Consider the following 18435-nt stretch of genomic DNA (forward strand, 5'->3'; position numbering starts at 1 on the left):
CGGCGGCCGACCGGCAAGAGACCGGGGACCGACCGCAGGGGGGAACAGCGGAAGCGCGCGGCAGGCATCGGACACCCGGCACAGCGCCACTCACCCGGCACCACGGGGGCTGCCCCCGCACCACGCCCCGCAGGGAGTCACCCGGCCAGGCACTACCGCGGCACGATTTCCGGTGCTCCCAGCCTTGCCGCGTCCGCTGTCTGGTCGTCCGGCTGGAGTTGGGACTCACGTTCGGCCTCCACGCGCTTCTCGTAGTGCTCGACCTCGCGTTCGACCTGGTCCTTGTCCCAGCCGAGGACCGGGGCCATCAGTTCGGCGGCCTCGCGGGCGCTGCGGGTGCCGCGGTCGAAGGTCTCGATGGAGATGCGGGTGCGCCGGGTCAGGACGTCGTCGAGGTGGCGGGCGCCCTCGTGGGAGGCCGCGTAGACGACCTCGGCGCGCAGGTAGTCGTCGGCGGCCGACAGCGGCTCGGCCAGGCCGGGGTCGGCGGCGATGAGGTCGAGGACCTCCTCCGCCATCGAGCCGTAGCGGTTGAGGAGATGCTCGACGCGGACCACGTGCAGGCCGGTGCGGGCGGCGATCCTGGCCCGGGCGTTCCACATCGCCCGGTAGCCCTCCGCACCGAGCAGCGGGATGTCCTCGGTGACGCACTCCGCGACCCGCATGTCGAGCCCGTGCACCGCCTCGTCGACGGCGTCCTTGGCCATCACCCGGTACGTCGTGTACTTGCCGCCCGCGACGACCACGAGCCCCGGCACCGGATGCGCGACCGTGTGCTCGCGCGACAGCTTGCTGGTGGCGTCGGACTCGCCGGCCAGCAGCGGGCGCAGACCTGCGTACACGCCCTGCACGTCGTCGCGCGACAGCGGCACCGCGAGCACCGAGTTGACGTGGTTGAGGAGGTAGTCGATGTCGGCGCTGGAGGCGGCCGGGTGGGCCTTGTCCAGGTCCCAGTCGGTGTCGGTCGTACCGATGATCCAGTGCCGGCCCCAGGGGATGACGAACAGGACCGACTTCTCGGTGCGCAGGATCAGGCCGGTCGTGGAGTGGACGCGGTCCTTGGGGACGACCAGGTGGATGCCCTTGGAGGCGCGGACGTGGAACTGGCCGCGCTCGCCGACCAGCGCCTGGGTGTCGTCGGTCCACACCCCGGTCGCGTTGACGACCTGCTGGGCGCGGATCTCGTACTCCCCGCCGCTCTCCACGTCCTGCACCCGGGCCCCGACGACCCGCTCGCCCTCGCGCAGGAACCCGATCACGCGCGCGCGGTTGGCCGCCTTCGCGCCGTAGGACACCGCGGTGCGCACCAGGGTCGCCACATAGCGGGCGTCGTCCATCTGGGCGTCGTAGTACTGGATGGCGCCGACCAGGGCGTCCTTGCGCAGCGCGGGCGCGACCCGCAGGGCGTGACGGCGGCTCAGGTGGCGGTGGGCCGGCAGGCCCCGGCCGTGACCACGGGCCATCGACATCGCGTCGTAGAGCGCGACGCCCGAGCCGGCGTACAGGCGCTCCCAGCCCTGGTGCTGGAGCGGGTAGAGGAAGGGCACCGGCTTGACCAGGTGCGGAGCGAGGCGCTCCAGGAGCAGGCCGCGCTCCTTGAGGGCCTCGCGGACCAGGGCGAAGTCGAGCATCTCCAGGTAGCGCAGGCCGCCGTGGATCAGCTTGCTGGACCTGCTGGAGGTGCCGGAGGCCCAGTCGCGGGCCTCGACGATGCCGGTGTTCAGGCCCCGGGTGACCGCGTCCAGCGCGGTACCCGCGCCGACCACTCCGCCGCCCACCACGAGCACGTCCAGCTCGCGCTCGGCCATGGCCGCCAGGGACTCCGCTCGCTGCTCCGGCCCCAGTGTCGCTGTCCTCACCGCTGCCTCCCGCTCTGCCGCCACGCGGCCATCGCTCGCCATCGGTCCATCGCTCGCCGCCGGCCACCGGCCGCCATCAGCAACCACCGCCCGCGGGCCGCCGGCCACCGCTCGCCATCGGCCGTCGATCACCGCGGGGGCATCGGGTGCCCGAGGCCCTCGATCGCCGTCGTCACCGGTACCCGTCTACCCGTCGGTCCCGGGTCGATGTCGCTCACTGATCGTCGTCGGTCACTGGTCGTCGTCGGTCACTGGTCGTCGCTCGCCGGTCGTCGGTCACTGGTTGTCGACCGGCTCGTCGAAGGGATCGTCGAAGGGGTCGTGGACCGCGGCGTCCGCCGTCGAACGCGTCGTCGGTCGTCGGTCGCGTCGGCCGCGCCCCCGGCGGGCGTGGCTCCTGCCCAAATTCTGACCGGCCCGCCCGGCTTCAGCCACCACTCACCCCCAGCCTGTGGACAACGGTCACCGAACCCATGGAAGACACATGAACACAATCCCGCATAACGGTCATATTTACTCCTAGTCTGACCGTGCGCCTCGCTCATCCTGTCCACAGGGCTTGCGCACCTGTCCCGCTTCGGTTACTGGGAAGGACGGCCCACGCCATGCCCGCAGACCTCGCCGTCATCGGACTCGGTCCCTACGGCCTGCCCCTCGCCCAGGCCGCCGTGGCCTCCGGCGTCTCCACGATCGGCTACGCCACCGGCCCCGAGGCGGGTGGCCCCGACGCGGGCTCGCTGAGCCCCGCCGAGCTGCGCCGGATGCTCGCGAAGGGCTTCCGGGTGGCCGAGGACCCGGCACAGCTGGGACGGGTGCGCACCGCCGTGATCTGCGCGCCGACCCCGCGCGGCGCCGACGGCGGGCTCGACCTGGGCCAGGTGGAGGCAGCCGCCCGCACCCTGGCCGCGCGGCTGCGCCCGCACACGACGGTGATCCTTGAGTCCCCCGTCCATCCGGGGACGACGGAGGACTTCCTGCGGCCCCTGCTGGAGAAGGGCTCGGGCCTCCGCGCGGGCCGCGACTTCCACCTCGCCTATTCGCCCAGTCGAGTGAATCCCGGCAACCGGGACTTCACGCCGGCCAACACCCCGAAGGTCATCGGCGGCCTCACACCAGCCTGCACGGAGTCGGCCGCCACGTTCTACGGCCGGCTCACCGACAAGGTGGTACGCGCCCGTGGCCCGCGCGAGGCCGAGACCGTGCAGCTCCTGGAGACCAACTTCCGGCACGTCAACATCGCCCTCGTCAACGAGATGGCCGTCCTCTGCCACGACCTGGGCGTCGACCTGTGGGACGTCATCCGCTGCGCGGAGACCAAACCGTTCGGCTTCCAGGCCTTCCGCCCGGGCCCCGGGGTCGGCGGCCACGGCGTCGCCCAGGACCTGTCCGGCCGCGCGGGCCGCGGCCTGCGCATGGTGGAACTGGCCCAGCAGGTCAACAGCCGGATGCCGGGGTACGTCGTGCAGCGCGCCGCCGCCCTCCTCAACGAGCACGGCAAGTCGGCGCGCGGCGCGCGCGTGCTGCTGCTCGGGGTCACCTACAAGGCCGACCTCGCCGACCAGCAGAACAGCCCCGCCCAGGAGATCGCGATGCGCTTCATGGAGCTGGGCGCCTCGGTCAGCTACCACGACCCGCACATCGCGTCCTGGAGCGTCCTGGACCGCCCGGTGCCGCGCGCGGACTCCCTCTACGAGGCCGCCGCCGACGCCGACCTGACGATCCTGGTCCAGCAGCACCGCACGTACGACCTGCAGGGCCTGTCGGTGAAGGCCCAGTTGCTGCTGGACACCCGCGGGGCGACCCCGACGGGGGCGGCACACCGGCTCTGAGCAGGACCGGTGCGCGGAGCAGGCGGCTTGCCGACCGGCGCGCGGGGGTGAAGGGGGGCGCGTGGGTGGCTCCGGCTCGTGAGCTGGTGGCGGGTGGGGTGGGGCGCGGCTCACTTACGGGGTGGTGGAGCGCGATGCGGCGGGAGATGCGGTACTGCGGAGGCTCCTGAGAAGTGAACGGGTGTGCGCCTCTGGTTTCCGCAGCGGCGGCCGCTCTCCGGTGCTGGGCCGTTGAACGGTGGCGCTGGACATCGGGCCGGCCCTCGTGGGCCGGGTCCGCCACGGTCCCACCGCAACCGCACGCCCCCTCCCCCGCAACACGCGCCCCCGCCACCGCACCTGGGCATGCGAAAGGGCCGGTCGCCGCCCGGGACGACCGGCCCTCCAGCCGCCGTACGGCGGCCGGCGCCTACCGCTTGTGCTGCGAGTCCGCGACCGTGACCTCGACGCGCTGGAACTCCTTCAGCTCGCTGTAGCCGGTGGTGGCCATGGCGCGGCGCAGGGCGCCGAACAGGTTCATCGAGCCGTCGGGGGTGTGGGACGGGCCGGTGAGGATCTCCTCGAGGGTGCCGACCGTGCCGAGGTCGACCTTCTTGCCGCGCGGGAGCTCCTCGTTGACGGCTTCCATGCCCCAGTGGTGGCCCTTGCCCGGACCGTCGGTCGCGCGGGCCAGCGGAGAGCCCATCATCACCGAGTCGGCGCCGCAGGCGATCGCCTTGGGGAGGTCGCCGGACCAGCCGACGCCGCCGTCGGCGATGACGTGCACGTAGCGGCCGCCGGACTCGTCCATGTAGTCGCGGCGGGCGGCGGCCACGTCCGCGACCGCGGTGGCCATGGGGACCTGGATGCCGAGCACGTTGCGCGTGGTGTGGGCGGCGCCGCCGCCGAAGCCGACCAGGACACCGGCCGCACCCGTGCGCATCAAATGCAGGGCCGCCGTGTACGTGGCGCAGCCGCCGACGATCACGGGGACGTCCAGCTCGTAGATGAACTGCTTCAGGTTCAGCGGCTCGTGCGAGGACGAGACGTGCTCCGCGGAGACCGTCGTACCGCGGATGACGAAGATGTCGACGCCCGCGTCCACGACCGCCTTGGAGAACTGGGCGGTGCGCTGCGGGGAGAGCGCGGCCGCCGTGACCACGCCGGAGTCGCGCACCTCCTTGATGCGCGCGCCGATCAGCTCCTCCTTGATGGGGGCGGAGTAGATCTCCTGGAGGCGGCGGGTGGCGGTGTCGGAGTCCAGCCCGATGATCTCGTCGAGCAGCGGCTGGGGGTCCTCGTGCCGGGTCCAGAGACCTTCGAGGTTGAGCACGCCGAGGCCGCCGAGCTCGCCGATGCGGATCGCGGTGGCCGGGGAGACGACCGAGTCCATGGGGGCGGCCAGGAACGGCAGCTCGAAGCGGTAGGCGTCGATCTGCCAGGCGATCGAGACCTCCTTCGGGTCCCGCGTACGGCGGCTGGGGACGACGGCGATGTCGTCGAAGGCGTACGCCCGGCGGCCGCGCTTGCCGCGCCCGATCTCGATCTCAGTCACGTCTGTGGCCTTTCGCTCTGCGTTTCAGCGTCTTCCAGTATCGCCGACGGGTACGGCAAGGGCGGCCCCGGTGCGCCCGGGACCGCCCTGGAAAGACCCTGAAGAGGCTCCGGCGACTACTTGCGGCTGTAGTTCGGCGCCTCGACCGTCATCTGGATGTCGTGCGGGTGGCTCTCCTTGAGGCCCGCGGCGGTGATCCGCACGAAGCGGCCCTTGGACTCCATCTCGTCGACGGTGGCCGCGCCCACGTAGCCCATGGTCTGGCGGAGCCCGCCGACGAGCTGGTGCAGCACGTTGGCCAGCGGGCCGCGGTAGGGCACCTGGCCCTCGACGCCCTCGGGGACGAGCTTGTCGTCGGAGGAGACCTCGGCCTGGAAGTACCGGTCCTTCGAGTACGACCGGCCCTGGCCGCGCGACTGCATGGCGCCGAGCGAGCCCATGCCGCGGTACGACTTGAACTGCTTGCCGTTGATGAAGAGCAGCTCGCCCGGGGACTCCTCACAGCCCGCGAGGAGGGAGCCCAGCATCACCGTGTCGGCGCCGGCCGCCAGCGCCTTGCCGATGTCGCCGGAGTACTGCAGGCCGCCGTCGCCGATCAGCGGGATGCCGGCCGGGCGGGCGGCGAGGGACGCCTCGTAGATGGCGGTGACCTGCGGGACGCCGATGCCGGCGACCACGCGGGTGGTGCAGATCGAGCCGGGGCCCACGCCGACCTTGATGCCGTCGACACCGGCGTCGATCAGCGCCTGCGCGCCGTCGCGGGTGGCCACGTTGCCGCCGATCACGTCGACGTCGACGCTGGACTTGATCTTCGCCATCCAGCTGAGGGCGTTGCTGTTGTGGCCGTGCGAGGTGTCGACGACCAGGAAGTCCACGCCGGCCTCGGCGAGCGCCTGGGCCCGCTCGAGCGCCTCGGGGCTGGCGCCTACGGCGGCGCCGACGAGCAGGCGGCCCTCGGGGTCCTTGGCCGCGTTGGGGTACTTCTCGGCCTTGACGAAGTCCTTGACCGTGATCAGGCCCTTGAGGACGCCCTGGTCGTCGACGAGCGGCAGCTTCTCGATCTTGTGCTTGCGCAGCAGCTGCATGGCCTCGCTGCCGGAGATGCCGACCTTGCCGGTGACCAGCGGCATCGGCGTCATGACCTCGTGGACGCGGCGGGAGCGGTCGCTCTCGAACGCCATGTCGCGGTTGGTGACGATGCCCAGCAGCTTCCGGTCGGGGTCGGTGACCGGGACACCGCTGATCCGGAACTTCGCACACAGCGCGTCGGCCTCGGCGAGGGTCGCGTCCGGGTGCACCGTGATCGGGTCGGTGACCATGCCGGACTCGGAGCGCTTCACCAGGTCGACCTGGTTGACCTGGTCCTCGACGGAGAGGTTGCGGTGCAGCACGCCGACACCGCCGAGCCGGGCCATCGCGATCGCCATGCGGGACTCGGTCACCTTGTCCATCGCCGCGGAGAGCAGCGGGATGTTGACCCGGACGTTGCGCGAGATGCGGGACGAGGTGTCGACCGCGTTCGGGAGGACCTCGGAGGCTCCCGGCAGCAGCAGCACGTCGTCGTAGGTCAGCCCGAGCGTGGCGAATTTGTCGGGCACTCCGTCGACGTTGGTGGTCATGACACCTTCCCCAAATGGCCTTGATCGGTGCGGATGTCCATGCTAACGGGAAGCACGGCTCCCGAATTCCACGGTACGACTCAGCTTCGGGCTTCGTATGTTCGTACGGGAACGGGCGTGCGCCTGTTCATCAGGAGGGGACAGACCCGGTCGGACACAGGGGGCGGGACCCTGCCGCCTACTGCTCCGCCAGCGCCCGCAACCGGCTCAGGGCGCGGTGCTGGGCGACCCGCACCGCACCCGGTGACATTCCCAACATCTGGCCGGTCTCCTCCGCCGTGAGGCCCACGGCGATGCGGAGCAGCAGCAGCTCGCGCTGGTTCTCCGGGAGGTTGGCCAGGAGTTTCTTGGCCCACTCGGCGTCGCTGCTGAGCAGCGCGCGCTCCTCGGGGCCGAGGGAGTCGTCGGGGCGTTCCGGCATCTCGTCCGAGGGGACGGCCGTGGAGCCCGGGTGGCGCATCGCGGCGCGCTGCAGGTCGGCGACCTTGTGGGAGGCGATCGCGAAGACGAAGGCCTCGAAGGGGCGGCCGGTGTCGCGGTACCGGGGCAGGGCCAGCAGGACCGCCACGCAGACTTCCTGGGCGAGGTCCTCGACGAAGTGGCGGGCGTCGCCCGGGAGGCGGGACAGGCGCGTGCGGCAGTAACGCAGCGCGAGGGGGTGGACATGGGCGAGCAGGTCGTGCGTGGCCTGCTCGTCCCCGTCTACGGCGCGATGGACGAGAGCACCGATCGTCCCCACGGCCGCGACCGCCTCGTCCTCGCGCATCGGTCCATGGTGCCCTGCTGCCGTCGGCGGCGTGGCATCGCGTCCGTCGTTGTGCACCGAAGCGTTATGAGCAGGTGCGCCGGAACTCATCTCCTGCGCCCTCCCCTTCCGCTCGAACGACTCGTCCCCGAGAGACTCCACACCTCAAGGATGCGGCATCCGCGCCGAAACGAGCAGCACGCCTTCGGCGCTCCGCCTTGTGGACCCCGCCCACCATCGGGTAGGCGGGGGCGTCCGGTCGGTCCGCTTCTCCGCTGCGGCGCAGATCACCGCCGTACTAACGAACGAGACCCCAGCGGAAGCCGAGGGCCACCGCGTGGGCGCGGTCGGAGGCTCCGAGCTTCTTGAACAGGCGCCGGGCGTGGGTCTTCACGGTGTCCTCGGAGAGGAACAGCTCGCGGCCGATCTCGGCGTTGGAGCGGCCGTGGCTCATGCCCTCCAGGACCTGGATCTCGCGCGCGGTGAGGGTGGGCGCGGCGCCCATCTCGGCCGAGCGCAGGCGGCGCGGGGCCAGCCGCCAGGTCGGGTCGGCGAGGGCCTGGGTCACGGTGGCCCGCAGCTCGGCACGCGAGGCGTCCTTGTGCAGGTAGCCGCGGGCGCCGGCGGCGACGGCAAGGGCCACGCCGTCCAGGTCCTCGGCGACCGTGAGCATGATGATGCGCGCGCCGGGGTCGGCGGACAGCAGCCGTCGCACGGTCTCGACGCCCCCCAGTCCGGGCATGCGCACGTCCATCAGGATCAGGTCGGATCGGTCGGCACCCCAGCGGCGGAGGACTTCCTCGCCGTTGGCCGCCGTCGTCACGCGCTCGACGCCGGGCACGGTCGCCACCGCGCGGCGCAGCGCCTCTCGGGCAAGCGGGGAGTCGTCGCAGACGAGGACGGATGTCATGACCGCCCTCCGCAGCTGATGCGCGTCACCTTGAGCCTCCAGGCTGGTACGGAATCGTCACCTGTGCGGTCGAACGTCTCGGACGCCTGCCCGAGAGCCTGTTGCTTCAACCGCCACCGCACTCTCAACGACGGTCACTCGAAAGAGTTACGGGGCTGCATGCCGTCTTCGGCACTCTACGTGAGGGCGCGGACACGGTGCAGACATGGACGTCAGACCCTCAACTTTTCATCACAACCAATGCCCCATTTAGACCTTTTTCTTCCCGTTTCACGGTGTCTGGGGCTAGATTGCCAATGAGTCATATTTTCATCTCTCTAGACCGGAGATGTACGGTCGTTGGCACCGTATCCGCCCAGAACGGCTACAAGGGGTCACGTAATGGCAGATTTCTCCCGCCTTCCCGGACCGAACGCGGACCTGTGGGACTGGCAGCTCCTGGCTGCCTGCCGTGGGGTCGACAGCTCGCTCTTCTTCCATCCCGAGGGCGAGCGCGGGGCGGCTCGGAGTGCCCGTGAGAACTCGGCCAAGGAGGTCTGCATGAGGTGCCCGGTCCGCGCGGAGTGCGCGGCGCACGCGCTGGCGGTCCGCGAGCCGTACGGCGTGTGGGGCGGCCTGACCGAGGACGAGCGCGAAGAGCTCATGGGGCGGGCGCGCAACAGGCTGGTGTCGGCGTCGACGACCAGCGGCGGCTCCGCCTCCGACACGTGAAAGAACGTTTCTGCAATCTGTTGACAACCCGTTGACGATCTGACGACGTTCGGGCACGCGGACGTGCCCGGCGCCCTTCCGTCACGCCCGCCGGGGCCTTCCCGTCACGCCCGCCGGGCCGCCCGGCCCAGCTGATCGAGCGTCGCCGCCACCGCCGGCACCTGAGCCAGGTCGGGCAGCGTCAGGGCGACGATCTCCCGCCGTACCGCGGGTTCCAGGACCACCGCGCGCACGCCTCTGGGCCGTACCGACTCCACCGCAAGACGCGGCAGCACGGCCACGCCGAGACCCGCGCCGACCAGGCCGACCACCGCTGGGTAGTCGTCGGTGGCGAAGTCGATACGGGGCGTGAAGCCCGCGCTCTCGCAGGCCTGGACGAGCTGTCCCCGGCAGCGCGGGCAGCCCGCGATCCAGGGCTCCTCGGCAAGTTCCCCGAGAGCGACCGACTCCGCACCGGCCAGCCGGTGCCGCTCCGGCACCAGGCCGACGAGCCGGTCGGTGAGCAGCGGCCGCACCACCAGGTCGTCCCACTCCTCGGCGTCCGCGGCGCCCTCGTAGCGGAAGGCCAGCGCGATGTCGCAGTCGCCGGCGCGCAGCAACTCCACGGACTTCGGCGGCTCGGCCTCCTCCAGGGAGACCCGGGTGCCGGGGTGGGCGGCGCGCAGGGCGGCGAGGGCGGTCGGGACCAGGGTCGAGCTGCCGCTCGGGAAGGAGACCAGGCGCACCCGGCCCGCGCGCAGCCCGGCGATCGCGGCGACCTCCTCCTCGGCCGCGGTGAGCCCGGCGAGGATCCCGGAGGCGTGCCGGACCAGGGCCTCGCCGGCCTGGGTCAGGCGCATCTCGCGGCCGTTGCGGACCAGCAGCGGAGTGCCCACGGAGGTCTCCAGGGCCTTCATCTGCTGGCTGACGGCGGGCTGGGTGCAGCCCAGCTCGCGCCCCGCCGCCGAGAAGGACCCGGTGGTGGCGACGGCCCGCAGGACGCGGAGATGACGTGCTTCGATCACCCCTTGAGCATAAGGCCGACTTGGACAGGGCGCCCGAAAATGCGTCGACGCTTTGGGCGGGGGTCCCGTACCGTCGGAGCATGGATCTTCTCTCGGTGAACCTCGGCCGTCCGACGCCGTCGCCGCACACGGACCAGGTGGACGGCGTGACCGGTATCGACAAGCGGCCGGTGGCCGGGCCGGTGCGGGTGGCGGCGCCCGGGCCGAAGGGGACCGCGGGCAGCGGTCTCGCCGGGGACGCGGTCTGCGAGCTGCGCCATCACGGCGGCGACGACCAGGCGGTGTACGCGTACGCGCGCGAGGACCTCGACCACTGGGCGAAGGAGCTCGGCCGCCCGCTGCCGAACGGCTGTTTCGGTGAGAACCTCACGACAAACGGGCTGAACGTGTCGGGGGCGCTGATCGGCGAGCGCTGGCGGATCGGTCCCGAGGTCGTCCTGGAGGTCACCTCCGGGCGCATCCCGTGCCGTACTTTCCAGGGCCATCTGGGCGAGCGGGGATGGGTGAAGAGATTCACGCGGATGGGTGCCACCGGTGCCTACCTCCGGGTGATCGAACCGGGTGAGATCCGGGCCGGCGACCCCATCGAGATCATCCACCTGCCGGAGCACGGGGTGACGGCGGCGATGGAGTTCCGCGCGACCACCACCGAGCGGGAGCTGCTGCCCCGGCTGCTCGCGGCGGGCGCGGCCCTGCACCCGGAGGCGCTGGCGCGGGCCCGGAAGTACGTGGCGGCGCAGAGCGGCTGAACGGCCGTCACGCGCGGTCCGTTCACCGGTGCTTCACCCTCAGGGAGAGCCGGTGCGCACAGCGGACGCCGTCAGTCCGGGTAACTACCCTTGGGCCATGACAACGGCTCTGATTACGGGATCGACCGCGGGGATCGGTGCCGCGTTCGCGCGGCGGCTGGCGGCTGACGGGCACAACCTCGTCCTGGTGGCGCGGGACACCAAGCGGCTGCGCGAGCAGGCGACCGAGCTGCACGACCGGCACGGCATCGAGGCGGAGGTGCTCACCGCCGACCTCGCCGAGGACGCCGGCATCGAGTCGGTCGCCGCCCGGCTCGGGGACCGCCGTCACCCGGTCGACCTGCTGGTCAACAACGCCGGCTTCGGCAACAAGGGCCGCTACCTGGACGTCTCGATGGCCGACGAGCTGCGCATGCTCAAGGTGCACTGCGAGGCGGTGCTGCGGCTGACCTCGGCGGCGGCCGAGGCGATGCGCGAGCGTGGCCGCGGCGGAGTGGTCAACGTGGCGTCGGTGGCGGCGTTCGTGCCGCGTGGGACGTACGGCGCCTCCAAGGCATGGGTCGTGCAGTTCACCCAGGGTGCGGCGCGCGACCTCGCGGGCAGCGGGGTGCGGCTGATGGCGCTGGCGCCGGGGTTCGTCCGCACGGAGTTCCATCAGCGGGCCGGGATGGGCACGGACAACATCCCGGGCTGGATGTGGCTGGACGCCGACAAACTGGTCGCGGCGGCGCTGGCCGACCTCGCGCGCGGGAAGACGCTGTCGGTCCCGGACCCCCGCTACAAGGTACTGACGGGGCTGGCGAAGGTGGCGCCGCGCGGCCTGGTGGGCGGCATCAGCGCGAAGACGGGCCGCAAGTACGGGCCGCAGTAGGGAGCCCGCGGAACATTCCGGGACACACCGGGACGGTGCCGGTGAGACGATGGTGTCGTGCGGTCGCGCCCGCAGGGGGGCCGGAGGCGGTGTCATGACGTTCGTGCAGCTCATCGAGTGCAGGACCAGGCGGTTCGACGAGATGGACCGGCTGATGGACAGGTGGGTCGAGCAGACCAAGGGGAAGCGGACGGCGACGCACACGCTGGTCGGCAAGGACCGCACCGACGCGGAGCGCGTCGTGGAGATCGTGGAGTTCCCGTCGTACGAGGAGGCGATGCGGAACTCGCGGCTCCCGGAGACCGACAAGGTCTTCCACGAGCTGCTGGCGCTGTGCGAGGGGACGCCGACGTTCACCGACCTGGACGTCGTGCGCGACGAGGGGCTGTTCGCCGGCACCGCGCGGCGGTTCTTCGAGACGGTCGCCGCGCCCGGCCCGCTGGTGCCCCTGGACGGCCTGCTCGCCGAGGACTACCACGAGCACGATCCGGTCGAGGGACAGGACACCATCGGCATGGACGCGATGCGGCGCAAGCTGGAGATGTGGCGCGGGGCCTTCGACTTCACGTTCCTCGTCGAGGACCAGATCGCGCAGAGCGACCGGGTGTGCACCCGGTGGCTGTGGACGGGTGTGCAGAAGGCGGCGTTCATGGGGGTGGCCAACACCGGCCGGCAGGCCACCATGGCCGGGACCACCATCCACCGCTTCAATGCCGACGGGAAGATGGCCGAGGGCTGGCTGCAGTACGACCGGATGGGACTGCTGGCGCAGCTGGGCGCGCTGGACGCGCTGGAGAACTAGGCCGACCATCGAAGTACCCGCGAGGGGCGAAGCCCCCCGTTCCCATACGGAACGGGGGGCTTCCTCGGCTCTGCCTGCCAGGGGAGGCATCAGCGCTTCACGCAGGTGCAGGGCACCGTCGAGCTGATCGTCGCCGAGCCGGCCGCGAACGCCGTCATCCACAACCGGGGGTCGCCCTCGTCGCCTCACCGGCCAAGGACCGGGGTACCACCCCGCGCCCCGGCGCTCCCGGCAAGACCGTCCGGGCGGTCGCGACCAGTTGAGCGGCGGCATCAAGTTCCGGTCCGCCCGGCACTGACGGTGCGTCACCAGCCCTCCGAAAAAGCTCAGCCCATGACCAGGCACAAGCCAAGTACAGACCAAGCAAAGGCAAAGTCCGCCATGCGAAAACTCCACCGAAAGTGGACAGAGTTGAATTGACCATGCCATTCACCTCCCCGTCGTGACTGCTAGGTTCACGACGGCCCCGGACCTGACCATCCGGCGCCATGCATGAACAACGGGAGGAAAACACGCGCAAGTTGGCAGTCGGCGCGATAGCCGCAGGCCTGTTCGCCGTGAGCGCGGGGACGGCGGCCGCCGTCTCGTGGCACACCATTCCGACGCTGTCCACCGGCGGCGGTTCGTTCACCAGTGGCCAGTACGCCTTCTGGCCCTCGTGCCGCTCGACCAGCGGAACTGGGACGGCGCCGCTCTGCACACCGACGACGCCTACATCCGCGTCTGCCGTGACAAGGGCTCGTTCAACCCTGACAACTGCTCATCGACGAAGCACTACCAGAGGTAGTCAGCGCTTCGGCAGGACTGCGGGCCCAGGGGCACCACCCCTGGGCCCGCACGCTTCTTTGGGGGAAGCCATCAGCACGTCAGACATCATCTCGGCCATCGGAGTCGACCTCTCCTACGGCAACCAGCAGGCCGTCCGCGACGCCCACCTCTCGGTCGCCCCGGGTGAGGTCGTGGCCATCACAGGGCAGAGCGGCTCCGGAAAGTCCTCGCTGCTCTACTGCCTCGCCGGCGTCCTGCCGACCACACGCGGTCAGGTGCGCTTCGAAGGACGCTCACTCGGTGACCTCTCCGACGACGAGATCAGCGCCCTGCGCCGGGAACGGTTCGGATTCGTCTTCCAGTACGGCGAACTGCTCCCGGAACTGACCATCGAGGAGAACACCGCGCTGCCACTGCGCCTAGCCGGACAGCGCAAGCGCCCAGCCCTCACCAGAGCGGGCGAAGTGCTGGAACGGCTCGGCCTCGGCGAGCTGCGTGAACGCCGGCCGTCGCAGGTCTCAGGTGGGCAGAGTCAGCGCGTCGCGGTGGCGCGCGCCCTGGTCCACCGGCCCGCGGTCGTGTTCGCGGACGAGCCGACGGGCTCCCTGGACAGCGCCAACGCCTCCGCCGTACTGAAGGAGTTCCTCGGACTGGCCCGCTCACAGGGCACCGCCGTCATTCTGGTGACGCACGATCACGGGGTGGCCGCACAGGCCGACACCCGTTACACGATGGCGGACGGGGTGCTCACGCCGCGAGGTGCGGCGTGACGGAATTCCTGCTCGGTCTGCGACTCCTCTTCGGCGCGGGGCGAGGCAACCGCACACGCTTCTTCCTGATGGCGGTCGGCGGCTCCATCGGTGTCTGCTGCCTGGCCCTCGTCCTCACCATTCCGGCGATCCTCCACGCCCACGACGGCCGTGCCGCGGCACGACAGCCCGTCACCGCCTCCCAAGGACCGGCGGACGGCACGCTCGTCGTCCAGCGCTCCGACGCGTACGGGTCCAGACCGTTCACCCGCGTGTTCATCGCACGGGGAACCGAGGGAACACGGTCGGCCCCGCCCGGGCTGACCCGGCTCCCCGGCCCTGGCGAGGTCTTCGTCTCACCGCGCCTCCATGACCTCCTGCGTGCGGCGCCCGCCGTCAAAGGGCTGCTGCCGGGACGTGAGAAGGGCACCATCGCGGGGGCCGGGCTCGCGCACCCGGACGAGCTGTACGCGTACATCGGCACCACGCGCGCCCGTATCGCCCACGAGGGCCGGACCCTGAAGGGGTTCGGGTACGACTACGCCCCGTCCCCCGCTGTGGAACCGTCCACGCTGACGGACGTGCGGTTCGCTCTGGCCACCCTGGTTCTGCTGCCCCTGGGGATCTTCCTCACCGTCTGTGCGCGTCTGTCCGCCGCCAGCCGCATGCGGCGCCTGGCGGCGCTGCGTCTGCTCGGCCTCAGCGTCAAGGGCACCCAGCGCGTGAACGCCGCGGAGACCGTGATGGCCGCAGTGCTCGGCGCGTTGCTCGGCCTGGCCGAGTACTGGGTTCTCAACCAGGTGATGTCCAGGACGGGGCTGCCCGCGCTGCGGTGGTATCCGGACGACGGTGCCCTGTCCGCGACCACCGTCGCCGTGTGCCTGATCGGCTGCCCGGCGCTGGCCTGGTTCGTCGGCCGCAAGAGCGCGCGGGAGGCCGCCGCCAACCCGCTGGCGGTACGCCGCACCGCGGTCCCGCGACCGCCGTCCAAGTGGGGCGGTCTCCTCCTGATCGCCGGTATGGGCATCGTGTCCGGCTTCTGCGTCAGCGGTGTGCTCGGGCACCCCGCGTCGAGTGTGGGCGTGAACGCGCTGCTCGTGGTCGGCGGCGTCGTGCTGACCGGGGTCGGGCTCGTGCTCACGCTCCCGTTGATCTCGTACGTGCTCGCCCGCCGCGTGGCGGCGTCCACCCAGTCCCTCACGCTCAACCTGGCGATGCGGCGCAACGAGGCCGAGCCCGGAAGCACGATGAGGGTCGTCACCGGTCTCGTACTCCTCGTCTACGCCGCCTCGCTCGCCCAGGGCGTACTCATCCAGATGGAACAGGCCACCCGGCCGGACGGCCCCCTGCAGGACTACTCCCTCTCCCTGTCCGCTCTCACCCCGGGTCAGCAGAGGGAACTCGGCGACGTGGCCGGTGTCCGCGCCCACGCCATCCTGATGAACTCCTGGGTCGACCTCGACAGCATGAGTCCCAAAGACGCACTCGCATCGTCGGCCACCGCCCTGATCGCCACCTGCGCGCAGCTGGACCACATGGTCGAGCGCTCCAAGGGCTGCGTGGACGGCAAGGTGATGCGGCTCGTCGACCCCAACTCCAGCCTCGGATCCGAACTGAAGCCGGGCGCGTCCTTCCGCTTCCGCCTCTCGGGGAGCAAGGCCGGGCACCTGGACATCGGCCTTCCCACCAGGCAGGTCGTCTACAGCGCGAGCTCCGTGTCCACCGTGGGCGGTGCCGTGCTCCTCGTCCCTCCGTCCGCGCTGCCCGCACACGCACGGCCCCGTGACGCCGAGTTCGTGCTCACCAGCAGTTCGGAACCGGGCCAGGTCCGCAAGGTCCTCGACGACATCGGGGCGATCGCACCGATCGCCGAGGTCGAGCTGGTCGGACTGAACGTCCAGGGACTTGAACAGATATCGGTCGTCGAAACCCTGCTGGGCCTCGGCATGATCATGGGGCTGGTCATCGGCGTGGCCGCGTTCCTGGTGTCCGTGACCGACCGCGCGGTCGAACGCCGTGCGCAGGTCACCGCCGTCACCCTGATCGGCGCCCGGGCACGGACCATGCGGGCCGTGCAGTGCCTCCAGGTGGTGCTGCCGCTCGGTCTCGGTCTCGCCCTGGCGGTCGTCACCGGGAAGCTCGCCGAGTCCAGCTACCTGATCACAGGCGGTGGAGCGATCCGCTGGGACGTCGCCGGCATCCCCCTGCTGTCCGTGGCGGTGGCGGGAGTGGTGGCGGCCGCGGCGGCGGGCTCACTGCCACTGGCCGGCCGCCGGATCGATCCGGAGCTGATCCGCCGCGACTGACCGGTTGGTTCGCTGTGGCGCAAACGGCTGCCCGAAGCCGGACCTCGGCTTGGGGCAGCCGGACGCTGACCTATGACGCTGTCGTGACGTCGGAGAGCCCATGGTGACGATTGGGCGACACAGACCCGTGACGAAGCGCGAGATCATCGGGGTGCGGCGCCACCCGGGTCCATGACTCCGGAAGGGCGAAGCCCCCGTTCCCGGCGGACGACCGGGAACGGGGGCTTCCTCAGAGACCGGTGCCTCGGAGACCGGCGCCTCGGAGACCGGCGCCTCGGAGACTGGTGCCTCAGTGCGAGTGGCCGTGCGAGTGGCCCGCGGCGGCGGCCTCTTCCTCTTCCTTCTTCTCGACGACCAGGGTCTCGGTCGTCAGCAGCAGGGAGGCGATGGAGGCGGCGTTCTCCAGGGCGGAGCGGGTGACCTTGACCGGGTCGATGACACCGGCCTTGACCAGGTCGCCGTACTCCCCGGTGGCGGCGTTGTAGCCGTTGCCCTTCTCCAGCTCGGCGACCTTGGAGACGATGACGTAGCCCTCCAGGCCGGCGTTCTCGGCGATCCAGCGCAGCGGCTCGACGGCGGCCTTGCGGACCACGGAGACACCGGTGGCCTCGTCGCCGGTCTTGCCGAGGTTGTCGTCGAGGACCTTCACGGCGTGGACGAGCGCGGAGCCACCACCGGAGACGATGCCCTCCTCGACCGCGGCGCGGGTCGCGGAGATGGCGTCCTCCAGACGGTGCTTCTTCTCCTTCAGCTCCACCTCGGTGGCGGCGCCGACCTTGATCACGCACACGCCGCCGGCCAGCTTCGCGAGGCGCTCCTGGAGCTTCTCGCGGTCCCAGTCGGAGTCGGTGTTCTCGATCTCGGCCTTGATCTGGGCGACGCGGCCGGTGACCGCACCGGAGTCACCGGCGCCGTCGACGACCGTGGTGTCGTCCTTGGTGACGGTGACGCGGCGGGCGGAGCCCAGCACGTCCAGGCCGACCTGGTCGAGCTTGAGGCCGACCTCCTCGGAGACGACCGTGGCGCCGGTCAGGATCGCCAGGTCCTCCAGCATCGCCTTGCGGCGGTCGCCGAAGCCGGGGGCCTTGACCGCGACCGCGTTGAAGGTGCCACGGATCTTGTTGACGACCAGGGTCGACAGGGCCTCGCCGTCGACGTCCTCGGCGATGATCAGCAGCGGCTTCGAGGCGTTGGACTGGACGATCTTCTCGAGCAGCGGCAGCAGGTCCGCGATGGAGGAGATCTTGCCCTGGTTGATGAGGATGTAGGGGTCCTCCAGGACGGCCTCCATGCGCTCCTGGTCCGTCACGAAGTACGGCGACAGGTAGCCCTTGTCGAAGGCCATGCCCTCGGTGAAGTCCAGCTCCAGACCGAAGGTGTTGGACTCCTCGACGGTGATGACACCGTCCTTGCCGACCTTGTCCATCGCCTCGGCGATGAGCTCGCCGACCTGCTGGTCCTGGGCGGACAGCGCGGCGACGGCGGCGATGTCGGACTTCTCGTCGATCGGGCGGGCCGATGCGAGCAGGTCCTCGGAGACGGCGGCGACGGCGGCGTCGATGCCCTTCTTCAGGGCGGCCGGGGAGGCACCGGCGGCGACGTTCTTCAGGCCCTCGCGGACGAGCGCCTGGGCCAGCACGGTGGCGGTGGTCGTACCGTCACCCGCGATGTCGTTGGTCTTGGTCGCCACCTCCTTCACCAGCTGCGCGCCGAGGTTCTCGTACGGGTCCTCGATCTCGACCTCGCGGGCGATCGTGACACCGTCGTTGGTGATGGTGGGGGCGCCGAACTTCTTGTCGATGACGACGTTGCGGCCCTTGGGGCCGATCGTCACCTTCACCGTGTCGGCAAGCTTGTTGACGCCGCGCTCAAGGGCGCGACGGGCGTCCTCGTCGAACTTCAGGATCTTCGCCATGGCAGCGGATGCCCTCTCGGAAATCTGGGGTGAACAAGGCTGCGCCCCTGGCGCCCGGCTTCTC

Annotated in this window: 15 protein-coding genes; 8 read left to right on the forward strand and 7 right to left on the reverse strand. The window is 70.9% G+C overall.

Annotated elements, in window-relative coordinates; genetic code table 11:
- Positions 1-152: 152 nt before the first annotated feature.
- Positions 153-1859 carry a glycerol-3-phosphate dehydrogenase/oxidase gene (locus ACZ63F_RS16055; RefSeq protein ID WP_469711626.1) on the reverse strand — a complete coding sequence of 569 codons (1707 nt, stop codon included), beginning with the start codon at positions 1857-1859 and terminating at the stop codon, positions 153-155.
- 605 nt (positions 1860-2464) lie between these two features.
- Here ACZ63F_RS16055 and ACZ63F_RS16060 point away from each other — a divergent pair.
- The gene (locus tag ACZ63F_RS16060) at positions 2465-3688 is read left to right on the forward strand and encodes a nucleotide sugar dehydrogenase (protein WP_352359541.1); all 1224 of its coding nucleotides are present in this window, start codon (positions 2465-2467) and stop codon (positions 3686-3688) included.
- 409 nt (positions 3689-4097) lie between these two features.
- On the opposite strand, the gene ACZ63F_RS16065 is transcribed toward ACZ63F_RS16060, so the two are convergent.
- From ACZ63F_RS16065 to ACZ63F_RS16080, 4 genes are all read right to left on the reverse strand, one after another.
- A complete protein-coding gene (locus ACZ63F_RS16065) occupies positions 4098-5222 on the reverse strand; it encodes a GuaB3 family IMP dehydrogenase-related protein (RefSeq protein ID WP_469711629.1) in 1125 nt (374 codons plus the stop codon).
- Positions 5223-5338: 116 nt separating this feature from the next.
- A complete protein-coding gene (gene guaB, locus ACZ63F_RS16070; protein ID WP_352359545.1) occupies positions 5339-6841 on the reverse strand; it encodes an IMP dehydrogenase in 1503 nt (500 codons plus the stop codon).
- Between the two features lie 178 nt (positions 6842-7019).
- A complete protein-coding gene (locus ACZ63F_RS16075; RefSeq protein WP_469711632.1) occupies positions 7020-7607 on the reverse strand; it encodes a sigma-70 family RNA polymerase sigma factor in 588 nt (195 codons plus the stop codon).
- A 277-nt stretch (positions 7608-7884) separates the two neighbouring features.
- The gene (locus tag ACZ63F_RS16080; protein WP_003948568.1) at positions 7885-8496 is read right to left on the reverse strand and encodes a response regulator transcription factor; all 612 of its coding nucleotides are present in this window, start codon (positions 8494-8496) and stop codon (positions 7885-7887) included.
- Positions 8497-8877: 381 nt separating this feature from the next.
- On the opposite strand from ACZ63F_RS16080, the gene ACZ63F_RS16085 reads away from it, so the two are divergent.
- Complete coding sequence (locus tag ACZ63F_RS16085) at positions 8878-9207, forward strand: WhiB family transcriptional regulator (protein WP_123974752.1); 330 nt, start codon at positions 8878-8880, stop codon at positions 9205-9207.
- Between the two features lie 104 nt (positions 9208-9311).
- Here the strand turns inward: ACZ63F_RS16085 and ACZ63F_RS16090 are convergent, their stop codons facing one another.
- Positions 9312-10211 carry a LysR family transcriptional regulator gene (locus ACZ63F_RS16090; RefSeq protein ID WP_469711635.1) on the reverse strand — a complete coding sequence of 300 codons (900 nt, stop codon included), beginning with the start codon at positions 10209-10211 and terminating at the stop codon, positions 9312-9314.
- 80 nt (positions 10212-10291) lie between these two features.
- Here ACZ63F_RS16090 and ACZ63F_RS16095 point away from each other — a divergent pair, with 80 nt between their 5' ends.
- The 6 genes from ACZ63F_RS16095 (at position 10292) to ACZ63F_RS16120 (ending at position 16456) form a co-directional block, all read left to right on the forward strand.
- Positions 10292-10960, forward strand: a complete 669-nt coding sequence (locus ACZ63F_RS16095) for an MOSC domain-containing protein (protein ID WP_352359552.1) — start codon at positions 10292-10294, stop codon at positions 10958-10960.
- Positions 10961-11057: 97 nt separating this feature from the next.
- Entirely contained in the window at positions 11058-11831 is a 774-nt protein-coding gene (locus ACZ63F_RS16100) for an SDR family NAD(P)-dependent oxidoreductase (protein ID WP_390642310.1), read from the forward strand.
- A gap of 94 nt (positions 11832-11925) precedes the next feature.
- The gene (locus tag ACZ63F_RS16105) at positions 11926-12633 is read left to right on the forward strand and encodes an ester cyclase (RefSeq protein WP_469711639.1); all 708 of its coding nucleotides are present in this window, start codon (positions 11926-11928) and stop codon (positions 12631-12633) included.
- Between the two features lie 658 nt (positions 12634-13291).
- Entirely contained in the window at positions 13292-13420 is a 129-nt protein-coding gene (locus ACZ63F_RS16110; protein ID WP_469711642.1) for a hypothetical protein, read from the forward strand.
- Positions 13421-13478: 58 nt separating this feature from the next.
- Positions 13479-14171 carry an ABC transporter ATP-binding protein gene (locus ACZ63F_RS16115; RefSeq protein WP_382719022.1) on the forward strand — a complete coding sequence of 231 codons (693 nt, stop codon included), beginning with the start codon at positions 13479-13481 and terminating at the stop codon, positions 14169-14171.
- Positions 14168-16456: an ABC transporter permease gene (locus tag ACZ63F_RS16120; RefSeq protein WP_469711645.1), complete on the forward strand. Its 2289-nt coding sequence runs from the start codon at positions 14168-14170 to the stop codon at positions 16454-16456. Before ACZ63F_RS16115 ends, ACZ63F_RS16120 begins: the two co-directional genes overlap by 4 nt.
- Before the next feature lie 289 nt (positions 16457-16745).
- Here the strand turns inward: ACZ63F_RS16120 and groL are convergent, their stop codons facing one another.
- Positions 16746-18371 (reverse strand): chaperonin GroEL, encoded by a 1626-nt coding sequence (groL, locus tag ACZ63F_RS16125; RefSeq protein ID WP_469711647.1) that lies wholly within the window; start codon positions 18369-18371, stop codon positions 16746-16748.
- Positions 18372-18435: the final 64 nt, after the last annotated feature.

Source organism: Streptomyces sp. NPDC104761, from assembly GCF_055583445.1.

What these genes read in the sequence shown, in the direction of transcription:
- ACZ63F_RS16060 (WP_352359541.1), top strand. Translation starts at nt 2,465, where the DNA reads ATGCCCGCAGACCTCGCCGTCATCGGACTCGGTCCCTACGGCCTGCCC.
- guaB (WP_352359545.1), bottom strand. Translation starts at nt 6,841, where the DNA reads ATGACCACCAACGTCGACGGAGTGCCCGACAAATTCGCCACGCTCGGG.
- ACZ63F_RS16075 (WP_469711632.1), bottom strand. Translation starts at nt 7,607, where the DNA reads ATGCGCGAGGACGAGGCGGTCGCGGCCGTGGGGACGATCGGTGCTCTC.
- ACZ63F_RS16080 (WP_003948568.1), bottom strand. Translation starts at nt 8,496, where the DNA reads ATGACATCCGTCCTCGTCTGCGACGACTCCCCGCTTGCCCGAGAGGCG.
- ACZ63F_RS16085 (WP_123974752.1), top strand. Translation starts at nt 8,878, where the DNA reads ATGGCAGATTTCTCCCGCCTTCCCGGACCGAACGCGGACCTGTGGGAC.
- ACZ63F_RS16095 (WP_352359552.1), top strand. Translation starts at nt 10,292, where the DNA reads ATGGATCTTCTCTCGGTGAACCTCGGCCGTCCGACGCCGTCGCCGCAC.
- ACZ63F_RS16100 (WP_390642310.1), top strand. Translation starts at nt 11,058, where the DNA reads ATGACAACGGCTCTGATTACGGGATCGACCGCGGGGATCGGTGCCGCG.
- ACZ63F_RS16105 (WP_469711639.1), top strand. Translation starts at nt 11,926, where the DNA reads ATGACGTTCGTGCAGCTCATCGAGTGCAGGACCAGGCGGTTCGACGAG.
- groL (WP_469711647.1), bottom strand. Translation starts at nt 18,371, where the DNA reads ATGGCGAAGATCCTGAAGTTCGACGAGGACGCCCGTCGCGCCCTTGAG.